Consider the following 19,194-nt stretch of genomic DNA (forward strand, 5'->3'; position numbering starts at 1 on the left):
CTAGCCCTTGCCCTGGTCCGCGATGAACGCGGAGATCCAGGAGAGCGGGGCGTTCCAGTTGATGGTCAGCTCGTTGGTGGCCCACGACTCGATGTCGTCGATGTAGCAGAACTGCGGGGCGCACCCCTGGAGCTTCTGCTGCGCGACCGGGTCCTGGATCAGCGAGTTGGGGCCGCCGGAGAGCGTGCCGACCGGCGGGTTGGGCAGCTCGGGGTTGAGCTGGCGGGCGTACCACCGGCTGTGCTGGTTCTTCGACGCCACCTCGCCGTAGCCGGTTACGTACGACTGGTTGAGCGCGTTGCGGCCGAAGATGTAGTCCATCCCCTGGAGCACGCCGTCGAGGTAGCGCTGCTTGCCGGTCAGGTCGTACGCGGCGGCGACCACGATCAGGTTGTTGACGATGAGGTTGTTGGAGCCCCAGTCGTACACGTTGTCGCTCGGCGCGTACGGGATGCCGTAGGGGTGCGCCTTCTGCGTCGCCAGGTACTTCTCCGCGCCCTGCACCACCGACGCCTTCACGCGGTGGCGGTCGGGCAGGTTGTTGGGGCGGGTCGCCAACTGGAGGCGGCCGAGCTGGGCGGTGTTGCCCCAGTCGAAGCCGCGCTCACGCCAGATGTCGGCCTTGTGGTGCGGCGAGGCGAGCACGAAGTTCTTGAACTCGCGGTCACCGGTGGTGATGTACAGCTCGGCGGCCGCCCAGTAGAACTCGTCGCTCACGTCCGGGTCGCTGTACGTGCCACCGCCGTTGCCGTCGGCCGGGTCGGCGATGATGTCCGGGTGCGCCTTCGCGGCGGCCCACGCGGTCTTCGCGGCCGCGAGGTTGCGCTGGGCGAAGGCCCGGTCGTACGGCCGGAAGACCCGCGCCGCCTGGGCCGCGGTGGCCGCGAGGTTGAGCGTTGCGGCAGTCGACGGCGCGTGCAGCTCGCGCTTGCGGTCGTCGAGGTGCGGCAGCAGCGGCAGCCCGGTCCAGCTCTCGTCGTGGATCTTATGGTGGGCCATGCCGGCGAGCGGCTTGCCGGCCGGCACCTGCATGCTCAGCAGGAACTCCTGCTCCCACCGCGCCTCGTCGAGGATGTCCGGCACGCGGTTGCGGCTCTCCGGGATGTCGAGCGTGCCGTCACGCAGCGTCCACGGCTCGCGGGAACGCTCGAACTCGCTCATCAGCTGGTGCACCGAGATGCCGCCGTTGACGACGTACTTGCCGTGGTCGCCCGCGTCGTACCAGCCGCCCGACACGTCGAGCGTGTAGTCACAGACGCCGGGCTGGCAGGGCACGCTCACGTCGCCCTGGTTGGGCGCGACGCCGATGTGGCCGGCCGGGCGCCCGTAGCCGGGGCGCAGGCTCTCCAGGATCTCGATGCCACTGCGCTGCGTGTAGTAGAACTTCAGCGCGTCAATGCGCAGCTTCTCCCAGAACGCCTCACCGATGTCGAACGGATGGCTGGTCTCGCCGTCCGCCGTGATCGTGTAGCCGCTGCCCGCCTTGGTGTACCGGCTGAAGTCGAGGCTGTGCACGTTCTGCCCGGAGGAGGCGTCGAGCCCGCGCGGCGTCGTACGCCCGGAGGCGACCACCTTGCCCGCCGAGTTCTTGAGCTGCCACGGCAGGGCCTTGGTCGCCTCGGTCACCACGGTGGCGTTCTTCGGGCCCTTGGGCAGGTAGCCGACCTGGTTGACGCGGACCCGCGGCCCGGTGTCCGGCTCGTACGGCTCCTGCACCGCCCCGCCGGTCAGCGAGATGTTGTCGACGCAGAACCGCCACGGGTCGGTGCTGCCGCCGATCTGGAACGCCACCTGCGCGTTGGGCAGATCGACCGGCGCGGTGAACGTGTACGTGTACTGGTTGCCGGAGACGCTCAGCTCGGGGTTGGCGCTCAGGTACTGCGTCCACGGGTCGACCGGGAGCTGGATGAGCGCCCGGGCGACCTTGGTCGGCGTGGCGGTGGCGAAGAAGGTGTAGGCGTACGTCTCGCCGGCGACCAGGGGCACGTTGTCCTGCCCGATGATCACGTCCCACGGGTTGACGGTCCCACCGGGTACGTCGGCGCAGAGCTGGCCGCTGCCGGAGTCGAGCGTGATGTTGGCCGTACCCCACCAGGGGGCGTGGCCGCTGTCGAAGGTGCCGTTGACGATCTGTTCGGGCCCCTCGGCGTACGCCGAGGAGGCGGTGAGGCCGGTGGCGAGCAAGGCGCCCGCCACGGCTATGGCGAGCCGTCCGATGGGTCTGGTCACGTTGATCCTTCCCGATGGGTGGGGCATCGGCTGATGGGAGCGCTCCCAACCGTCGCTCCATGTTGTCAACGTGTTTCAGACGTGTCAATGGACCGATCTCTCGACCGGTCGTCCATGCAGCTACTTATGCCGGAAATGCACGAAGAGGCGACCGAAGTTCTTCGAGTCCTTCTCGACCCGGTGGTACAGCTCCTTGATCTCCTTCTGATCGAGGAACCGCAACACGCGCTTCTTGAGCTGGCCGGAACCCTTCCCCGGGATGATCTCCACTACGGCGGCCTTCTTCGCCACGGCCTCGTCGATGATGGCGCGGAGCGCGCGGTCGATGTCGTGGCCACGGTTGAAGATGTCGTGCAGGTCCAGCTTCAGCTTCATCGCCCGCCAGCCTAGCCCGAGTTCGACACGCCCCCGAGCCACCGGACGCGTGCCAGGTGCGGCCGCGTTCGGTCAGGGCGAGACCCGCCTCCGTGTCCAGCAGCCCGCGCTCGACCATCGCGTCGGTCACGCGTACGCCAAGCCGGCCCGCCAGGTGGTCGTAGCAGGTGCGGGCGCGGGCCATCGCCTCGCTCGCGGCGGCCCCGCGCAGGGACTTCGGGGGCGCCGGTGGACCCGCGTCCGCGTACCCCACCATGTCTTCGATCAGCTCAGCCACGCGCGGCGTGGCCAGGCGGACGTAGCGGTGGCGGCCCTGGTGTTCCTCCGCGAGGAGGCCGCCGGCGACGAGGAGGCTGAGGTGTTCGCTGGCGGTGGAGGGGGCGACGCCGGCGTGGCGGGCGAGTTCGCCCGCGGTCCAGGCCCGCCCGTCGAGCAGCGCCACGCAGAACGTGGCGCGCGTGCCGTCGGCGAGCAGCGCCGCGAGCCGGGCCAGGCGTGGCGACATGCCAACCATCATGCGCGCGGGAGGCTTCGGCGCCCGCCGACACGAGCGCCGGCCGAATCCAGTGAACGACCGCATGGAACGGCCGCCGAGCGGTAATGATTGCTGGACAATGATCGGAGCGAGCGAGCCTGGTGGCATCGCCGGCTGGGCGGTCGACCTCATGGAGGCGCTGGGCGCTCCCGGCGCTGGCCTCGCCGTGGCGCTGGAAAACCTCTTCCCGCCCCTGCCCAGCGAGGTGATCCTGCCGCTCGCCGGCTTCACCGCGAGCCAGGGCGACATCAGCCTGGCGGCCGCGATCGCGTGGACCACGTTGGGCTCGCTCGCCGGCGCGCTCGTGCTCTACGGGCTGGGCGCGCTGCTTGGCCGCGAGCGGACGCGGGCACTCGCGGCGCGGATACCGCTGGTCGAGGTGTCGGACATCGACCGCACCGAGGCATGGTTTGCCCGGCATGGCACGAAGGCGGTGTTCTTCGGGCGGATGGTCCCGATATTTCGCAGCTTCGTCTCCATCCCGGCAGGCATCGAACGCCTGCGGCTACCGTCGTTCGTGCTGCTCACCACGGCGGGCAGCCTCATCTGGAACTCGGCCTTCATCGTCGCCGGCTACCTCCTCGGCCAGAACTGGCACGTGGTCGAGACCTACGCCGGCTGGTTCCAGTGGCTGGTAGTGGCCGTCGTCGTGGTCGCGGTGGCCTGGTGGGTCACCGCCCGCGTGCGCAAAATCAGGAGCCGAGATACCTGAGTACGGCCAGAACCCGCCGGCTGTAGCCGGTGACGTGCGACAGGTCGAGCTTGTCGAAAATCGCGTTGACGTGCTTCTCGACCGCGCTCTGCGACACGTGCAGTTGCTGGGCGATGGTGGCGTTGGTGCGCCCCTGCGCCATGTGGTCGAGCACCATCCGCTCCCGCTCGGTGAGGCGGCTGAGCGGGTCGGTGTGCGTGGTCCGCGCCAGCAGCTGGCGTACCACCTCCGGGTCGAAGGCCGCCCCGCCCTCGCCGACCCGCACCAGCGCGTCGAGAAACTCCCCTACCTGGGCGACCCGGTCCTTGAGCAGGTAGCCGACCCCCTCCGGCTGACCGGTGAGCAGGTCGACGGCGTAGCGCCTCTCCACGTACTGGGAGAGGACCAGCACTCCCACTCCGGGCCACCGCTCGCGGATCTGGAGCGCGGCACGCAGCCCCTCGTCGGTGTGGGTCGGTGGCATGCGTACGTCGGCCACCACCACGTCCGGCTGCTCCGCCGCCACCGCCGCGAGGAGCGCGCCGGCATCCCCCACCGCGGCCACCACCTCGTGCCCCTCCTCGGCCAGGAGGCGAACCAGGCCCTCGCGCAGCAGCGTCGAGTCTTCGGCCAGCGTCACGCGCACGGCAACTCCGCCACGATCACGGTCGGCCCGCCCGCCGGGCTGTCCACAGTGAACTCCCCATCCAGCGCCGCCACTCGCCGCGCCAGCCCGGAGAGGCCGCTCCCGCTCGGGTCGGCCCCACCGATACCGTCGTCCCGTATCCGGACGGTCAGCTTGTCGGTGCGCGTGATGTCCACGGTCACCTCCTCGGCGTAGGCGTGCTTGGCGGCGTTGGTGACGGCCTCGGAGACCACGAAGTACGCGGCGGTCTCCACGGCGGTGGGCGGTCGCTCCCCCAGCTCGTACCGGAGGCGCACCGGCACCCCGGCCCGCTCCGCCACGCGCAGCAGCGCCTCGTGGAGGCCGAGGTTGTCGAGCGCCGCCGGGTACGCCCGCCACGCCACGTCGCGCAGCTCGTCGAGCAGGTGCTGGGTCTCCGCGTGGGCCTGCGCGAGGAGCGCGGCGTTGTCGGCCGAACGGCGGGCGCGGCCCAGCAGCATGCCGAGCGCCACCAGCCGCTGCTGCACGCCGTCGTGGAGGTCACGCTCGATCCGCCGCCGTTCCGCGTCGATGGCCGCCACCACGCCCGCGCGGCTGGTGGACAGCTCGGTGATCCGGCGTTCCAGCATCTCCCGCGTGCTGGGGCCGAGGAAGTGGCGGGCGAGGCGGCGTTCGATGGCGGCGACCCCGATGAACCCCTGGATGCTCAGGAACAGCCCCAACAAGCCGAGCACGATCTGGGACACCACCAGCAGCACGGTGCTCCGGCCGGTGAACAGGTCGTGGGTCCAGATGGCGCCGACCGCCACGCCGTAGAGGAACAGCAGCAGGAGCAGGCCGCCGAGCAGCCCGGCCGACCACCGCAGCGCGAGGTACTCGACCGCGCGGCGGCCGGTGTAGTCGCTCGCGTTCTCCGTACGCAGGAAGGCCGCCAGCCGCCACCGCTCGACCTCGCAGAGGTTGCGGGCGCCGGCGTGGATCCGGTGTACGGCCGCCCGGCGAGCCCTCGGCTGCGCCCAGGCGGGGATCAGGATGAGGGCGGCCCAGGCGAGGAAGACCAGCTCGACGAGGGCGGTGACGGTGCCGAGCAGCACGCCGACGCCCACTCGCGCCCAAGTCCAGACCACACTGGCGAGGCTAGCGCTGCGGCTTTCCACAGGTAGTTCCGTGGGGTTTGCCGCTGGCTTCCAAGCGCGCCCGCAGCTTTGCGGGGGCCTCGTGGGGCTTGCTGGGACCCGTCACGGGGTTTGTGGCCGGGTCTGTGCGGGGCCGGGTCTGCGCGGGGCCTCCAGTGTTCGCGGTGCTCAGCGGCGTGGTGCTGGCCTGGCTCCGCCGCTTCTCAGCGGGGCCTCTGGTGGGCGCGGTGCCGGCCTGGCGCCTGGCGTTTCTCAATCCGGCGTTGGCAGCGACACCGCGATCAGCTCGACGGGGCTCTCTTCACCGGCGTTCGCCAGCACCTCGGCAACGTCGATCCACTTCAGCCCGCCCAGCCCGGCCCCGATCCGCGGCACGCCAAGGCGCGGCAGCCCACGACTCGCCGCGTCGGAGAGCGCCGCCCGCACGCTGGTGTCGATCGCCTCCAGGGTCGCCGGGGGACGCGGGATCGGCTGCGTGGCCAGGTTGTAGACCACCACGTCCGGCGCCTCCCAGACGAAAATGTCGCCGAGCTGGAAGTCGCCGCGCTGGCAGAGCTCGCGATACTCCTCGTACATGTCCGGAAACCGCCGCCGCATCTCAACCGCGATGCCAGCCCCCATCGCCCCGGCGCAGTTGCATCCATGCCCGATCGCGGGGAGACCGAGCCCGAAGAGATCGCCAGTCATCATGGTGAACGTCATGCCGCCGAGTCTCCCCCACAGAGCTTCATGACGTTCGCCAGTGCGACCGAGCATGCCTGTCGCAGTCTCGACACGTGCATCGACAGTCAGGAGGCGACTGTGAACCGGCGGATCGGAGCGGGAGCGGTCTACACAATCCCGAGCGGCTGCATCCCTCCACCCGTGTACTGGCGACCAACGCGGGCCTCCAGGACCGCTCACCCATCCACCATCTTGAGTATTGCCAGCCCACAGCGCCATTGCGACCGAACCTAAGGGTGCCCCCGGCAAGATTCGAACTTGCGACACACGGTTTAGGAAAGCGATCCTCGCAGGCGTGCTTGTACCTCGCTGACCTGGGCCGCTACGGCTCGGCGTTGGTCATCGCGGCTTGATCATTGCGCGCACTCTGCACGGCGCCCTACTGGAAGGGAAGGGCGCGTATCCGCATCTTGTCGTCGGTGATGACGATGAATGCACCCTTCTCAAGGTCGTCGGCCATGGCGTCGAGGTTGGCCAGGAGCACTGCGACGTGAGAGGTCGCGAGCCGGTCGTGACGACGGAAGAGAATCACGCTCGGCGCCCGTTCTCGCGAGCGGGCCAGGATCCCGCCGAAGTCAGTGTCGGCGGATATCAGTACTCGCCCGCCCTCGACGGCCCTACGTAGAACGTCCTCGTCGGGGGCGCCAGCGAGTCCGCAGTCCAAGGCGTGGATGGCGTCGTGTCCAGCGTTGGTGAGCAGGACTGCGACCCGGGTAGGGACGCACTCGTCGACGAGGAACCTCACGCGCTCAGCCGCAGGGGCAGCTCGCGCTCGTCGACCGCGTTCGCCGCGAACTGGAGCGCGGCCAGTACATCCTCGGCCGTCAGAGTGGAGTAGTCCGCCAAGACGTCATCGATGCTGCACCCCTGCCCGAGCAAGCCGACGACCGTAGCCACCGGGATCCGCGTCCCCGCGATGCACGGCACGCCGCCCATGATTCGGTGGTCGATGGAGATCCTGGCTGTCATGACACCCATCATCCCCTGCGCCAGTCGACTCGCGCACGTCGTATGTCGGGTCAACCAGGACCTCGGAGGTGGCTCTCCTCGTCGGGCAGTCACCGACCGACCAGGTGTCGCGGACGTGGACAAGGTGGAGCGCCCCACGGACGAACGACCTTGGCCACGTCCGCGGCACCTGGTAGCCCTTGCGGTGCCTGATGAGGAGGGCCGCCGGTCACCCACTCTCCGAGGAGGGCCGGGGTTTGGGGCGGAGCCCCATGGTCTTCCAGGAATCGTCCGGGCTCACGGCGTGGGTGCGGCTGTCCGGCGTCGCGGTGGCTTTCCGCCCCGGCCGCGAAGCGGTCCGGGGCGGCTTTCCGCCGGGCGGCTCACCGCACCCGCGTCGTGAGCCGCGCCGCGTAGCGGCGCGCTTGATGGAGAAGAGATCAATTCGGCAGCACTCGTCCTAGCTGTCAAACCGAGAGAACCGCCATCGCCTGCGACGGCCATGACAGTCATCTTTGCGACAAAGGACTTTATAGGCAGTTGCCCTTGCGGTAGGGATCGATAGCCAACCCAACTAAGTCGCACAAACAGGCTGGCGCAAACGACGAAGATCCAACGACAACCTGTACGGCGAGGGCTACCGAATGAAGCCTCAATACGTCACAATCCTCAAAGAGGGCCTCGGATCGAGGGAGGGGTTGCGTGACGGCACGCGAACTGCTGCTCAGCACCCCGGCTCCCGAAGATGCTGGCGCAAGTACGGCGGACCTTTTCGAATGGCAGGCAGCCGTCGCCGCAGCAGATGGGCTGGCCCTCGCAGCCGTCGCGCTGCAGGATCGCACGTCCGTCGAAACTGCGAACGCCCAATCCATTATTTGCGAACACCATGAGGACTACGCAGTCCTCTTGGGCGACGACGTCGAGCTGGTCTCAGTTAAACATCGGGAGTTGTCGAGTGGATCGTGGACTTGGGCAACCCTCGTCGAAGATGGCGGATTGGCGCATCTGTTTGGGCGATGGCGTGCCCTAGGAAGGACCATGCGGTGTCGCATGGTGACAAATGCAGGGCTAGCTAGTGGACCACCGGCCCAACTTCACGGCCTATGCAGGCAGCTACGCCAAGAGGATAGTGACAGCGGCAATTACGCCAAGAAGGACGAGCTGATCCGCAACTTCGGCGTTGAATTAGTTCACCACGCTAAGATCGCAAAGCTTCCCATGGAGTGGCGGGTGGAAGTTGGCACCCCGAAGGGGTCCATCGTGCCGTCGTCGGAGCTTCTTTCTGAGATCAAGGCCTTCCTTGCAGTACTTCGGCTGGATACTGGACGACCACACCGAAACGATATGAACGCGGCCGCTCCTGAGAAGTACGTCGAGCCGCTATTGGCGGAGCTTGAGCTACCTGTATCTATCGCGAAGGCAGCATGGGGGGGCGACGCTTGGCCTATTTAGACAGCGCATGCGCGGAAAGGGAAGAATTCCATTCGGCGACCTAGCTGCATTGATAGGCATCGCACGAGGTGAATCTCAAAGCGAGGAACTTGCCAGGGAGTTGCGTCGCCGCCGGGTCGCCGTTACGGACATTATTCTTGCAATTCGAACCGCCGCCGACGCACCGGGTGCCTATGCTCCGCTCGACGTCGTACTTCCGGCTACGAGGCTCGCGGCGAAGCTAACGCACGGCGGATGCACTCCGACAACTGTCATGACAGCCGAAGCAACGGCAGAACATTGGCGACGGATACGCCGCGAGAGTTTGTCTGGGGTTCCCGGAACTGCGGGCGACTTTGCCATGGCAGAGCTACGCTTACGACACTATGCGAGTACCGCAGCAGAGACGGCGGCTGCTGCCGCTGGAAGCGGCAGATACGGTGCCGCAATGTGGCAGGCACTTAGTCGCGCTGACATGACCGATGCCCTTCGCGGCCTGCCCGTGGAACCAGATCGATTGCTGGCCTTGGGCGGTATCTGCGACCTGGCAGGTCGATGCCAAGTCTGGTTTGGTCCTCAATTCGATGTAGAAGAGGCCCAGGCAAAACTTCGGGCAACACACTTCAGCCGATCTCAAGCGGAGGCGGAGGCGGTATGACAGAACTCGCCACGGAGCCTCTAGCCGCCGCGCGGCAGGACCTGGCCTACCATCAGGTACGAGTCTTGCTACTGGTTGATGCTGTCGCGGGGGTTCCTGGAACTGGCAGGAAGCTCGATGGTTTGACGAAGCTAGCGAAGCTTGACTTCCTGGTGCGCTATCCGGTCCTTGCGCAACGAGTCGTGGAGGAGTTGCGTGGGGACCACCGCATACGACCGACAGCAGATGACCATCGTGAGGCAGAGGCACCCATGATTCGATACAAGTTCGGCCCGTGGGATGACCGGTACTATCCCGTTATCGGAGGATTGGTCGGTCGGGGTCTGGTGGCGTACACGCGTGGGCGAAAGGGTAGCGTCGCATTACGCGTGACGCCCGCTGGACGAGACCTAGTGAAGCAACTCCTGTCGAGCACATCATGGGCTGGCATAGCGGCTCGTTGCCAAGCTATTGCTGACTATTTGGGTGCGCGTAGCGGCAGCCAACTCAAAGATTTGATCTATGAGCGACTGCCGGAGGTTGTAGACCTTCCCCACCGAGAGGTCATCCGTCCATGAGCACCCGCCTTCGAATCGATAGCATCGAGTTGGGAACCAGCGGCGGGCCGGTTCGATACGACTTCAGCGGTCCACTCACAGTTCTCTCAGGACCGGTGGGCGCCGGAAAGAGCAGCCTGCTTGAGCTGATTAAGCACGGACTTGGTGGACGTGCCCGGTTCAGTCCCGTTGTAAGTGAACACGTTAGTGCTGTAACTCTTGGCGTCGCTGCGGGAAGAGAACGGTATGAGATTACACGTGCCGTTCACGACGAGGTGGGGCATGTACAGGTCAGGGACCTAATCACACAGGAAGATCTTGGGTTTTTCGTAACGGAGGGACAGAAAAGGGCAGATAAGGAGACTGTGGGAAAGCTGCTTTTGAGGGCTCTCGGGCTGCCTACCGACGCGCGAGCATCTAGTGCGAACAAGAAGGCTACTGGTCGACCAAGCCTGATCACTTTCAACGATGTATGGTCGAGTCTCTACGTTGAGCAGCCTGAGATTGACCGGAGTATCGCCCACCACACGGATACCTATCGCGAGCCCAAACGAAGGACTGTATTTAAGCTATTTTTTGGACTTACGGATGCCGAGCTACTGAGCCTAAGTGCGCGCCTCCAAACGGCCGAACAAGAACTGGCGGCAGCAGAAGCCGAAGAGGGTTCAATTTCCCGCTTTCTGCGGAGCGCCGACGCTGGGGGGCGTGACGAAGCTCTAATTGCCCAGGAACAAGCGCGACTTGATCTTGAACGCAGTCAAGAGAGGTTGAGGCGCTTAAGCAACGAAGCCGATCCTGCGGACGCGCAAACGGATGTTCTCAGGGACTTGATGGTCGCAACTCTTGAGCGCGTCGACAGCCTACGTCGAGAACTTACAGACGTCGAAGTTGCACACGAAGGAAGACTTGGGCTGGCTGCCGGAATACGTCAAGACTTGGCGCGGCTAAGTCGGGCACAGGAGGCCGGCAGGCGACTTGCCGATTTCGAGTTTGTAGTTTGTCCACGCTGTAGTCAATCGATCCGAGATAGAGACGTAGCACATGGCTCTTGTCGCTTATGCCTCCAACCTGAACCGATTCTCGATTCTGGGGATGAGGTGAGTTCCTACGAGGTTCGGCAACTGGAAGCGCAGCAGTCCGAGGTGGTGGAACTGCTAGCGGCGGGCGAAGGACGGATGGTTGAGCTGCGAACTCGCCTCATAGAGACGGAGGAACACGCCAAGAGACTGGCAAGCGCGGTGGATGAACGTACACGCGAGCTTATCAGTCCTCGACTACAGGCGTTCTCTGATGCAAGCACAGCCGTGGGAAAGGCCGAGGAGCGCCTACGATCCTTGGAGGAAAGGCTTCGTTTGTGGGACCACTTCAACGACATCTCGCTTCACACTAATCGTCTCAGGACGATACGCAATGAGCTAAAAGATCGTGTAGCCGATCAGGAACAGCGGCTAGCCGAAAACCGGACATTGCTTAGGACGATGAGTGCGGACTACGCGCGAACGCTTGCAAACTTGGGAGTCCCAGGCGTCCGATCGGGAAGAATCGACGATAACACATATCTTCCATATGTGGACGGCGTGCGTTTCGACCGGGTCAGTACCGGAGGGATCCGTACCGCGCTCGTTGTTGCGTACTGGGTTACGTTACTTGCGACAGCGCTTCGAGAGTCGACAACGTTGATGCCAGCGTTACTCGTGTTGGACAGTCCTCGGAAGTCAATCGGAGCGGGAGAAGCGCTGGCAGCGAACCTGTATCGTCAACTCGACATTCTTGCTGAGACCTATAGAGGTCGTGTCCAAATCATCGTGGCCGATAACGGTCTACCCGACCAGTATTCGAGACGATGGCAGGAGCTGACGTTCGGCTACGATAGGCCGGTAATCTCGTCTATTCCACACCCAGGCCCGGCTGAGGTCGTGACGCTAGACCAGATGATTCAAGAGGCATATGATACGGTGTAGTTCGCTTTAATCGCCGAAGTAGCCGTATCATCTGCGACAACGAGAACTCTACTTGAGCTCAGCAACCAGGGCTGTTACGTTACAACGCGCCGCAAGCCGTTTTTGAGGCAAGTGCGTGCAAAGATCGTGATGGTAAGCAGTGACCTGAGAGCGTGTTTGAGAAGAGCATGCCTACGTGTCCGGGCAGTCGTTGATGCCTTGGGAGACCGGTTGCCAGGCGCCGTGGTCCTCGCGCGCGCTCAGCCGGTCCGCCTCACGGGCGGCGCGCACCAGCTGCTCGGTTGTGCGGGGGACGGCGGCCAGGAACACCGCCCCGAGGTGGTGACAGAACATCGGACCGTATTCGAGGGGCCGCAGCGGCTCGTCCGCGAGGGTGGCCAGATCCTCCGTTCTCCAGCCCAGCGGCCCGGCCACCGCCTGCAGTTGCGAAAGCCGGTGCCATGCCCCGCCCAGCATGCCCCTGATGGTGCTCCTGGACAGCCCGACGAACGGGAACTCCTGCACCCCGAAGCCGCGGTTACGCATAAGACCGTGCAGGACGGCCGGGAACGGGTCCGGGTCCGCCGGATCGCGGGCTGGTCGAGGCGCGGGTGTCGCGCCCTCATCCGGCAGAGCGAGGAGGAACTCGCGCAGAGCCGCCAGCTGCGGGTGATTGCAGTACGTCACGCGGTAGGCAAACGCGCGCAGGACGTCCTTATCGCGGTCCGGCGGCAGCAGGTGCCCCGGCACCGGATGGCCCGCGATCACGAGTACGTCTGCCACGGGTAGGCCGAGCTCGGCGGCGAGCCTCTCCAGCCGCGGCGTGTCGCAGTTGCGGCCGTGGTCCACCAGATGACGCAGAACCTCGGTCCGCGTCATGCCGGTCACCGTTTGGCCACGGCGAGGTCGTCGAGGGTCCAGGCGGGCTGACGGCGCGCGGGACCGCCTCGGGTGAGGCGGCGCACCATGCCGTTGATCGCGGCCCAGCGGATCATCGCTTCGGACGTGGCTGGGTGGCGCTCATAGTCGCGGGCCAGCCGCCGGTGGGCGGTCAGCCAGGCCAGACTGCGCTCGACGACCCACCTGCGAGCGATCACGGCGAACCCTTTCTGACCTGAGGCCTTGCGCACGACCTCAAGCGTGGTACGCAGGATCCGCCGACACCAGTCGACCAGCACCCCGGCAAAGCCAGCGTCAGCGTAGACGAACCGCACCGGGGTGAACAGGTACGCCGACAGAAGGGTGGTCTTGGCCCCGTCGCGGTCCTGGACGCTCGCGGCCATCACGCACACGACCAGCAGCAGGCCGAGGGTGTCGGTGACGATGAACCGCTTGCGACCGTTCACCTTCTTGCCGGCGTCGTAGCCGCGGCTGGTACGCGGCACGGTGTCGGCGCCCCTGACACTCTGGGAGTCGATGATCCCGGCTGACGGCTCCTCAGCGCGGCCGTGGGCGGCCCGAACCCGGCGACGCAGCACGACCAGCATCCGCTCTGTGACCTTGTCCTTCTCCCATCGGTCGAAGTACCAATAAACCGTCTGCCATGGCGGGAAATCGACCGGCAGCTGCCGCCACGAGCATCCGGTACGCACCACATACAAGATCGCGTCCACCAGTTCGCGGCGAGGATGCTTCTCCGGGCGTCCGCCCGAGTTCGGCGCGGGCAGCAGCGGCTCGACCAGGGCCCACTGGGCGTCGGTCAGGTCCGAGGGATAGCGACGCTGGCGCGACATCCGACCACTATGGACGCTGGCCGCTCCCATAGGCGTGCGAACCGCCGCCCGTCATCAGCACTTCTCAAACACGCTCTGAGTGGCTCGCTATACCAAGCCGATCACTATGACCAGTGAGTCTGCCGCTGCGGTAAAGCCGACAGCGGCAGACCCTACTTACTGATCGACCTGCGACGGACGCTCAGTGGCGTATCGGACACCGGCGAGGAACGACTGGTAGTGGCTCATCAGGGTTTCGGCGAGGTCATGGCACTGGTCGGGCGTGAGTTGGATGCCGTTCCGCTCGGCGTAGGCAGTGATCCGCTGAGCGGCAGCAGTCACAGCTGCCTCGTGCGCGTCGGAGTTGAAGGGGATCGTCATGCGGCCATCGCCTCCGGCCCAGCCGTCGACCGGTCGGTGCGGTTGGACAGTCCACCCTCGCTGGCGCGGGCGGCGGCTTGGAGGATCAGCTCGGCCGAGTCCGGCTCGCTGAGTGCTCTCTCGGTGAGCTTGTCGAATGTCGTGACGTACCGGTCGGCGTCGGTGTCTTCCAGGACCGCGCGTCCGCCCAAGTGCTCGACAAGGGCCGCTGGCGGGTACGGGCGCTGCATCAGGCAGACGGTGAAGGAGCCGTCCAGGCCATCATGCAGTCCCACCTGTGTGGGCAGGATCCGTACCTTCACGTGGGGACGTTCGATCGCGCGGAGGAGATGCTCCAGCTGTGCCTCCAGGACTGCCTGGCCCCCGACTGGGCGGGACAGCACCGATTCCTCGACGACCGCGGTCAGCCGCTTGGGCGGCTTCTCGTCCAGGACAAGCTGCCGGCCCAGGAGCTGCCGCACCTGCTGGTCCACGATGTTCGCCTTTGGATCGCCGTAGCGGATGACCGCTTCGGCGTAGTGGCGGGTCTGCAACAGCTCCGGCACCAGACTGCTCGCGTAGACGCACAGCTCCTCTGCCCTGGCCTGTACCCACGCGTGGTCGATGATCACCCAATCGTTACTCCTGGTCGGTCGGTTGTTGCCGTAGCGGGGTTCCCACTGGTTGATCTTCCACGCGTTGGCCGCCAGCTCGACCAGCTCCGCTCGTGCGGGCTCGTCGTACACGCCGTACACGTCGAGTAGGGCGGTGACGTGGTCGCGGCGGAATGGCCACTCAGCGCGTTCGTACCTGGCGAGCGTCGAGAACTCCACGCCCAGGTACGAGGCGATGTACTTGAGCGTCAGGCCGCGACCTTCCCGCAGGGAGCGCATGCGCTGACCGAGCATCTGCGCCCGTAGGGAGAACTGGAAGTGTTCTCGTTTGGTAGGCACTGTTGTACCTCCTCCGGTCCGTGGTGTCGGAGTGGGCGGAGGGCAACGTAGCGGCGGCCGTGGGGCCACTCCCCTGGCTCGCCGGAACACGCCCACCCCGACACCGGTTGGGACCCCAACCAAGGCGGTTGGGGTGTCGTACTCACCTGCCTGCGGCGGCCCTTGCGGCGATGCACCACGCCAGGGTTTGCGCACGACAACGGGTAGTCAATCCACCACCGCCGGACTTCTCACCCACCGTGATGGACCGTCGAAGGACGTCTACGGACTCCGCGAAACGTCCTGGCACGCCCTTGAAACGTCCCGGCCGGGAAACGTCCAATTAAGACGTGAACGAACGTCTGCGAACCGTCATGGTGCGCCGTGGCGTCGGTGTGGAGGACTTGGCCGAGGACTGCGGCGTTGACCCAAAGACGGTCGAACGGTGGATCAGCCTCGGTCGGCTTCCGCACCGCCGTAACCGGTGGCTGACCGCGCGGAAGCTCGGCGCGGAGGAGGCGTACCTGTGGCCGGACGTGATGCCGTCCGCGAACGGCAAGCGTGGTGACGCGAGCCGCGCCGAGTTGGTCGAGATCTATCCCGACCGGGCGAGCGTGCCGCGGGAGCTGTGGCTGCGCCTGCTGACCGAGGCACAGGAACGGATAGACGTCCTGGTGTTCTCAGGGACGTTCTTCGCGCAGACACAGCCCCGCGTCGCGCGCATGCTCGCTGACCGGCTCGCGATCGGCGTTGAGGTCCGAATGTGCTTCGGCGACCCGAACAGCGAAGCGGTAGCGGTCCGTGACCGCGAGGAGGGCCTATCCGGCACGCTCGCGGCGAAGATCCGGGCATCGCTGACGTACTACCGGGAGATCGCGTCCGCGGAAGGATGCGAGGTGCGGCTACACCCAACGACGCTGTACGCGAGCATCTTCCGTTACGACGACGAGATCCTGGTTAACCCGCACGCGTACGGCGAGCCAGCCAGCGTCAATCCGACCTTCCACTTCCGTAGAGTCGACGGCGGCAGCATGTTCGATCACTACCTAAGCAGCTTCGAACGCGTATGGGCGAACGCAATGCCGTGGCTGGGTGCGGAGGTCTGACCGTGAGACGCATCGAATACTGGAACGATCCGGCCGCGCCCAAGGCCAACTCGCTCGTCCCGGCCTGCGGCGTCCTGGCGGTCGACGCGCAGGGCGCGATTCTGCTCCAGCGCCGGCGCGACACAGGCCAGTGGGCGCTACCGATGGGCAAGATGGAGATCGGCGAGACCCCGACCGAGTGCGCGATCCGCGAGACGCGCGAGGAAACCGGCGTCGACGTCGAGGTAACCGGGATCGTCGGCATCTACTCCGACCCGGGCCACATCGTCGCGTACACCGATGGCGAGGTGCGGCAAGAGTACGAGGTGACCCTGCTCGCGCGGCCAGTCGGCGGCGCTCCGGCGGCCAACGACGAAGCAAGCGACGTCGGCTGGTTCGCGCCGGGCGAGCTGGAAGGGCTGGACATCCACCCGACCATGCGCCGACAGATCGCGGACTACCTGGCGGGCCGGATGCCCCACGTCGACTAGACGACGCGGCCTGGCCGGCTTCGTTGCCCAAAGCCATCGTCACAACTACGGCGTCTATTCAGACTTAGTCGATAACGCTTTTAACTTCGGATCTTGGCGAGGTCCAGAGCCAGGGGCATGGGTTTCGATCTTGCTCTTAAAAGGCTTAACGACGACCCCTGCCTGCAATTTTCTGAGACATCTTTGCAGGTAGGACTATCGCAGGAATTACGTTAGATCGACACTCTTGGATCAGATTGCATATTTCTGAGCAATTTAGACTCGAAAAAATTGTCAGAGCGGCGCACCCTAGAGATTTTTTTTAAAGGGAGGCCATTGTGAGATACCCAAGGCGCCCGCTACAAGTAGGTCGTTTGGCCCACTCGAGGTCCCGGCCAGGTACAGGATGTATCCACCAAGGCCCGCCAGACCGCTACCCGCCAGCGCGAGGATGATGATCCACACTGGGTTGCCGTGCAGGTTGATCAATCCGGGCAAGAACACGCCTCCACCCGCGAGCACTGCTCCAGCGGGCGCGAAGCGACGATACACATTGGAATCGTAGCGGAAGCGCGCTCGAAGGGTTCGTTGCTCCCGAGGCACCAACGTGGCGGGTGGATTTCTCGGTCTAGCCGTGGCGAACCACCCTACACGCGGGCGTCAGAGTTCGTCGGCGGCGAGGAGCGACGCCAGCTCGGCCATGCTGTCGATGATGGCGTCGGCCTTGGCGAGGCGGGTGCGTTTGCCGGGCTTGTTGGCGTACCCGATGACCGGCACGCGGGCGGCTTGGGCGGCGTCGACGTCGCTCGTCGAGTCGCCGATCAGCAGGCATGCCTCGGGCTGGGCGCCCAGCTCGCGAACGGCGGCGATGACGGGCCATGGGTTCGGCTTCATTCGGGCGGGGTCGGCGAACGCTCGCCCGATGATGGGGTGCACGTAGCCGGCCAGTCGGCGTTCGGTCAGGTAGGTGCGGACTGCCTCGGCGGAGTTGTTGGACACGATCGCGACGCGGCGGCCGGAGTGGTGGGCGGCGACGATGACTTCCCGCCCGTAGGGCGTGGGCTCCGCGCTGCGGACGGCGAGCAGTTCGGCGGCGCGTAGGGCTTCCTCGACGCGGCGTGCGAGGCCGGGCCGGCGGAATGTTGCGGAGTACCGCATGATCTCCAGCGGGTCGGACTCGGTGAGGAGCGCTTCGGGCAGGCTGACGCCCTGGTCGACGAGCACGCGGCGCAGCTCGGCTGCGATGGTGGCCGCGGAGTGGTTGGCGAAGACGCGGCAGATCGGGCCGTCGAAGTCGAGTAGCAGGTAGCGGGCGCGGTCGACGAGGGTCGCTAGGTCGGGGGCGGTCACGACACGTACTCGCGGGCGATGGTGTTCCACAGGCTGTCGAACCAGATGCGGGCCTGTTCGACGTAGAGCGCGTCGTTTGACGTGTCGTCGTCGCTGGGCGTGAACGGGAACAGGATCGCGTCCTTGCCCATGGCGTCGTAGATCGCGAGTGGCTTGCCGTCGATGCTGACGGTGTGCTCGACGACTGGGTAGAAGCCGAAGAACGCTTCCTCGTCGTTGATGATGAACAGCTTGAAGAGCGGGGCCGCTCCGTGTACCCGGATCTCGGTGCTGGCGCTCTTGACCAGGTCGAGGTCGGCCAGCTCCTGCACGGCGTCCCTGATGGCGTGGATCGAGCGTTCGGTGATCCGCTGTGAGCGGGCACGGATCGTGGGATCGTCGGCGCGGTCCTCGGCGCGGCATGGGATCGCCATCGGTTGTGTCATGTCTGAGATCAGGATGCGTAGCCGCAACGATTCTGGGGTGAGGCGGCCGATCCGTACCTTGTCCAGGGTCTCCTGGATGGCGTTGTAGAGCGTCTCGCCGGAGAAGCCGGCGAAGTCGATCGACACGTGTGGGGCCTCGAACGCGCGCTCGATGTGCGGCCGTAGGCCAACGGGGCGCTCGGTGTTGGCGCGGACGAAGGTGCCGCTGCCCTGCCGGGTCACGATCAGGCGCTCGTCTTGGAGCCTGCGTAGTGCGGCCTTGATGGTCTCGCGGGCGACGCTGAACCGCTCGACGAGTTCGTTCTGCGAAGGCAGCTTTTCCCCTGGCGCGAACTTGCCGGTCTTGATCTCGGCGCGCAGTGCTGCGGCGATCTGCTGGGACGGGGTTCTCGGGTCGTCCGGGTCGAGTGTCATGCCCGCAGGCTACCTCCTGGCTAGCCAAGCTAGGAAACCCTCGATCTCTCTATTGACTTGGCTAGCCAAGCCGGTCTATCTTTGCTTCATCGCACTTGGCTAGTCAGGACAGCCAAGTTGGATCTGGAGGTAGAGCGGATGGCTCTCAGGGGCGGGACAAGGTTCTCGGTCCGGTGTGAGGACGTGTTCCCGGCGGGGTGCGCGTTGGTGCCCGAGTCGCTGGGTGAGGTGGAGGACTTCGACGAGAAGACGGGCCGGCGTAGTCCGGCGAAGGACAAGATCACGGGCCAGCGTGTGTGGCAGGTCCGGGTCATGGATCTCGACCCGGAGTTGGGCAAGCGGTCCCGCGAGACCACGGTGAAGATCTCGGCGGACTTCCAGCCGGTGCCGCCGACCGGGGCGCCGTTCGAGGCGGTGGAGTTCGACGGGATGACCGTCACGCCGTACGTCGCCAACAACGGCCGGATGGCGTACTCGCTGCGCGCCACCGGGATGCGTCCCCCGGCGGGCGTGAACAGCAAGGCGGCGCGGCAGGCCGCGGCCTGATCTGACGAGTGCGGGCGGGGCTGTCTGGTCTTGGCGGACGGCAGCCCCACCCTCCTGTCTTCCCCCTTCTCGC

Annotated in this window: 20 protein-coding genes and 1 pseudogene; 6 read left to right on the forward strand and 15 right to left on the reverse strand. The window is 65.9% G+C overall.

Features of this window, described 5'->3' with window-relative positions; translation table 11 throughout:
- The 3 genes and pseudogenes from ACFFIA_RS02670 to ACFFIA_RS02680 form a co-directional block, all read right to left on the reverse strand.
- Entirely contained in the window at positions 1 to 2,256 is a 2,256-nt protein-coding gene (locus ACFFIA_RS02670; protein WP_377244670.1) for a glycoside hydrolase family 9 protein, read from the reverse strand.
- A 93-nt stretch (positions 2,257 to 2,349) separates the two neighbouring features.
- On the reverse strand, positions 2,350 to 2,604 hold the full coding sequence (locus tag ACFFIA_RS02675; protein WP_377244673.1) for a Smr/MutS family protein: 255 nt from the start codon (positions 2,602 to 2,604) through the stop codon (positions 2,350 to 2,352).
- Positions 2,605 to 2,938: 334 nt separating this feature from the next.
- Positions 2,939 to 3,271, reverse strand: a pseudogene (locus ACFFIA_RS02680) (winged helix-turn-helix domain-containing protein); the annotation flags it as partial.
- Here ACFFIA_RS02680 and ACFFIA_RS02685 point away from each other — a divergent pair.
- The gene (locus ACFFIA_RS02685) at positions 3,219 to 3,851 is read left to right on the forward strand and encodes a DedA family protein (RefSeq protein ID WP_377244676.1); all 633 of its coding nucleotides are present in this window, start codon (positions 3,219 to 3,221) and stop codon (positions 3,849 to 3,851) included. The pseudogene ACFFIA_RS02680 and the gene ACFFIA_RS02685 sit on opposite strands and share 53 nt — an antisense overlap.
- Here the strand turns inward: ACFFIA_RS02685 and ACFFIA_RS02690 are convergent.
- From ACFFIA_RS02690 to ACFFIA_RS02710, 5 genes are all read right to left on the reverse strand, one after another.
- Positions 3,832 to 4,476 (reverse strand): response regulator, encoded by a 645-nt coding sequence (locus ACFFIA_RS02690; RefSeq protein WP_377244679.1) that lies wholly within the window; start codon positions 4,474 to 4,476, stop codon positions 3,832 to 3,834. The genes ACFFIA_RS02685 and ACFFIA_RS02690 overlap by 20 nt on opposite strands.
- Positions 4,467 to 5,582 carry a sensor histidine kinase gene (locus ACFFIA_RS02695; protein ID WP_377244682.1) on the reverse strand — a complete coding sequence of 372 codons (1,116 nt, stop codon included), beginning with the start codon at positions 5,580 to 5,582 and terminating at the stop codon, positions 4,467 to 4,469. The genes ACFFIA_RS02690 and ACFFIA_RS02695 overlap by 10 nt, the downstream gene beginning before the upstream one ends.
- A 261-nt stretch (positions 5,583 to 5,843) precedes the next feature.
- Positions 5,844 to 6,293, reverse strand: coding sequence for a macro domain-containing protein (locus ACFFIA_RS02700; protein WP_377244685.1), 450 nt, complete (start codon positions 6,291 to 6,293; stop codon positions 5,844 to 5,846).
- A gap of 400 nt (positions 6,294 to 6,693) precedes the next feature.
- Positions 6,694 to 7,059 (reverse strand): DUF5615 family PIN-like protein, encoded by a 366-nt coding sequence (locus ACFFIA_RS02705; protein WP_377244688.1) that lies wholly within the window; start codon positions 7,057 to 7,059, stop codon positions 6,694 to 6,696.
- Positions 7,056 to 7,283: a DUF433 domain-containing protein gene (locus tag ACFFIA_RS02710; RefSeq protein ID WP_377244691.1), complete on the reverse strand. Its 228-nt coding sequence runs from the start codon at positions 7,281 to 7,283 to the stop codon at positions 7,056 to 7,058. Before ACFFIA_RS02710 ends, ACFFIA_RS02705 begins: the two co-directional genes overlap by 4 nt.
- 681 nt (positions 7,284 to 7,964) lie before the next feature.
- Here ACFFIA_RS02710 and ACFFIA_RS02715 point away from each other — a divergent pair.
- Together ACFFIA_RS02715 and ACFFIA_RS02720 are read left to right on the forward strand one after the other, a co-directional pair.
- Positions 7,965 to 8,714 (forward strand): hypothetical protein, encoded by a 750-nt coding sequence (locus tag ACFFIA_RS02715; protein ID WP_377244694.1) that lies wholly within the window; start codon positions 7,965 to 7,967, stop codon positions 8,712 to 8,714.
- Positions 8,715 to 9,904: 1,190 nt separating this feature from the next.
- Complete coding sequence (locus tag ACFFIA_RS02720; protein ID WP_377244697.1) at positions 9,905 to 11,848, forward strand: AAA family ATPase; 1,944 nt, start codon at positions 9,905 to 9,907, stop codon at positions 11,846 to 11,848.
- A gap of 171 nt (positions 11,849 to 12,019) precedes the next feature.
- On the opposite strand, the gene ACFFIA_RS02725 is transcribed toward ACFFIA_RS02720, so the two are convergent.
- The 4 genes from ACFFIA_RS02725 to ACFFIA_RS02740 all read right to left on the reverse strand — a co-directional run bounded on the left by ACFFIA_RS02725 (position 12,020) and on the right by ACFFIA_RS02740 (position 14,852).
- Positions 12,020 to 12,706, reverse strand: coding sequence for a hypothetical protein (locus ACFFIA_RS02725; RefSeq protein WP_377244700.1), 687 nt, complete (start codon positions 12,704 to 12,706; stop codon positions 12,020 to 12,022).
- A 5-nt stretch (positions 12,707 to 12,711) separates the two neighbouring features.
- Positions 12,712 to 13,560 (reverse strand): IS5 family transposase, encoded by an 849-nt coding sequence (locus ACFFIA_RS02730; RefSeq protein ID WP_377244703.1) that lies wholly within the window; start codon positions 13,558 to 13,560, stop codon positions 12,712 to 12,714.
- Positions 13,561 to 13,716: 156 nt separating this feature from the next.
- Positions 13,717 to 13,920: a hypothetical protein gene (locus ACFFIA_RS02735; RefSeq protein WP_377244706.1), complete on the reverse strand. Its 204-nt coding sequence runs from the start codon at positions 13,918 to 13,920 to the stop codon at positions 13,717 to 13,719.
- The gene (locus ACFFIA_RS02740) at positions 13,917 to 14,852 is read right to left on the reverse strand and encodes a helix-turn-helix domain-containing protein (protein WP_377244709.1); all 936 of its coding nucleotides are present in this window, start codon (positions 14,850 to 14,852) and stop codon (positions 13,917 to 13,919) included. Before ACFFIA_RS02740 ends, ACFFIA_RS02735 begins: the two co-directional genes overlap by 4 nt.
- Before the next feature lie 374 nt (positions 14,853 to 15,226).
- On the opposite strand from ACFFIA_RS02740, the gene ACFFIA_RS02745 reads away from it, so the two are divergent.
- The gene (locus tag ACFFIA_RS02745) at positions 15,227 to 15,937 is read left to right on the forward strand and encodes a DUF5919 domain-containing protein (protein WP_377245681.1); all 711 of its coding nucleotides are present in this window, start codon (positions 15,227 to 15,229) and stop codon (positions 15,935 to 15,937) included.
- 2 nt (positions 15,938 to 15,939) lie between these two features.
- The gene (locus ACFFIA_RS02750; RefSeq protein ID WP_377244712.1) at positions 15,940 to 16,407 is read left to right on the forward strand and encodes an NUDIX domain-containing protein; all 468 of its coding nucleotides are present in this window, start codon (positions 15,940 to 15,942) and stop codon (positions 16,405 to 16,407) included.
- A 288-nt stretch (positions 16,408 to 16,695) separates the two neighbouring features.
- Here the strand turns inward: ACFFIA_RS02750 and ACFFIA_RS02755 are convergent, their stop codons facing one another.
- The 3 genes from ACFFIA_RS02755 to ACFFIA_RS02765 all read right to left on the reverse strand — a co-directional run bounded on the left by ACFFIA_RS02755 (position 16,696) and on the right by ACFFIA_RS02765 (position 18,575).
- Positions 16,696 to 16,938, reverse strand: a complete 243-nt coding sequence (locus ACFFIA_RS02755; protein WP_377244715.1) for a hypothetical protein — start codon at positions 16,936 to 16,938, stop codon at positions 16,696 to 16,698.
- A gap of 108 nt (positions 16,939 to 17,046) precedes the next feature.
- A complete protein-coding gene (locus tag ACFFIA_RS02760; RefSeq protein ID WP_377244718.1) occupies positions 17,047 to 17,736 on the reverse strand; it encodes an HAD family hydrolase in 690 nt (229 codons plus the stop codon).
- Entirely contained in the window at positions 17,733 to 18,575 is an 843-nt protein-coding gene (locus ACFFIA_RS02765; protein ID WP_377244721.1) for a GntR family transcriptional regulator, read from the reverse strand. The genes ACFFIA_RS02760 and ACFFIA_RS02765 overlap by 4 nt, the downstream gene beginning before the upstream one ends.
- A 138-nt stretch (positions 18,576 to 18,713) precedes the next feature.
- Here ACFFIA_RS02765 and ACFFIA_RS02770 point away from each other — a divergent pair, with 138 nt between their 5' ends.
- A complete protein-coding gene (locus ACFFIA_RS02770) occupies positions 18,714 to 19,121 on the forward strand; it encodes a transcriptional regulator (RefSeq protein WP_377244724.1) in 408 nt (135 codons plus the stop codon).
- Positions 19,122 to 19,194: the final 73 nt, after the last annotated feature.

This window comes from Phytohabitans kaempferiae (genome assembly GCF_042433955.1).
Lineage (GTDB): Bacteria > Actinomycetota > Actinomycetes > Mycobacteriales > Micromonosporaceae > Phytohabitans > Phytohabitans kaempferiae.

Coding starts and splice junctions, on each gene's coding strand:
- ACFFIA_RS02700 (WP_377244685.1), bottom strand. CDS start 6,293: ATGACGTTCACCATGATGACTGGCGATCTCTTCGGGCTCGGTCTCCCC.
- ACFFIA_RS02685 (WP_377244676.1), top strand. CDS start 3,219: ATGATCGGAGCGAGCGAGCCTGGTGGCATCGCCGGCTGGGCGGTCGAC.
- ACFFIA_RS02765 (WP_377244721.1), bottom strand. CDS start 18,575: ATGACACTCGACCCGGACGACCCGAGAACCCCGTCCCAGCAGATCGCC.
- ACFFIA_RS02730 (WP_377244703.1), bottom strand. CDS start 13,560: ATGTCGCGCCAGCGTCGCTATCCCTCGGACCTGACCGACGCCCAGTGG.
- ACFFIA_RS02725 (WP_377244700.1), bottom strand. CDS start 12,706: ATGACGCGGACCGAGGTTCTGCGTCATCTGGTGGACCACGGCCGCAAC.
- ACFFIA_RS02720 (WP_377244697.1), top strand. CDS start 9,905: ATGAGCACCCGCCTTCGAATCGATAGCATCGAGTTGGGAACCAGCGGC.
- ACFFIA_RS02770 (WP_377244724.1), top strand. CDS start 18,714: ATGGCTCTCAGGGGCGGGACAAGGTTCTCGGTCCGGTGTGAGGACGTG.
- ACFFIA_RS02735 (WP_377244706.1), bottom strand. CDS start 13,920: ATGACGATCCCCTTCAACTCCGACGCGCACGAGGCAGCTGTGACTGCT.
- ACFFIA_RS02710 (WP_377244691.1), bottom strand. CDS start 7,283: ATGACAGCCAGGATCTCCATCGACCACCGAATCATGGGCGGCGTGCCG.
- ACFFIA_RS02675 (WP_377244673.1), bottom strand. CDS start 2,604: ATGAAGCTGAAGCTGGACCTGCACGACATCTTCAACCGTGGCCACGAC.
- ACFFIA_RS02670 (WP_377244670.1), bottom strand. CDS start 2,256: ATGCCCCACCCATCGGGAAGGATCAACGTGACCAGACCCATCGGACGG.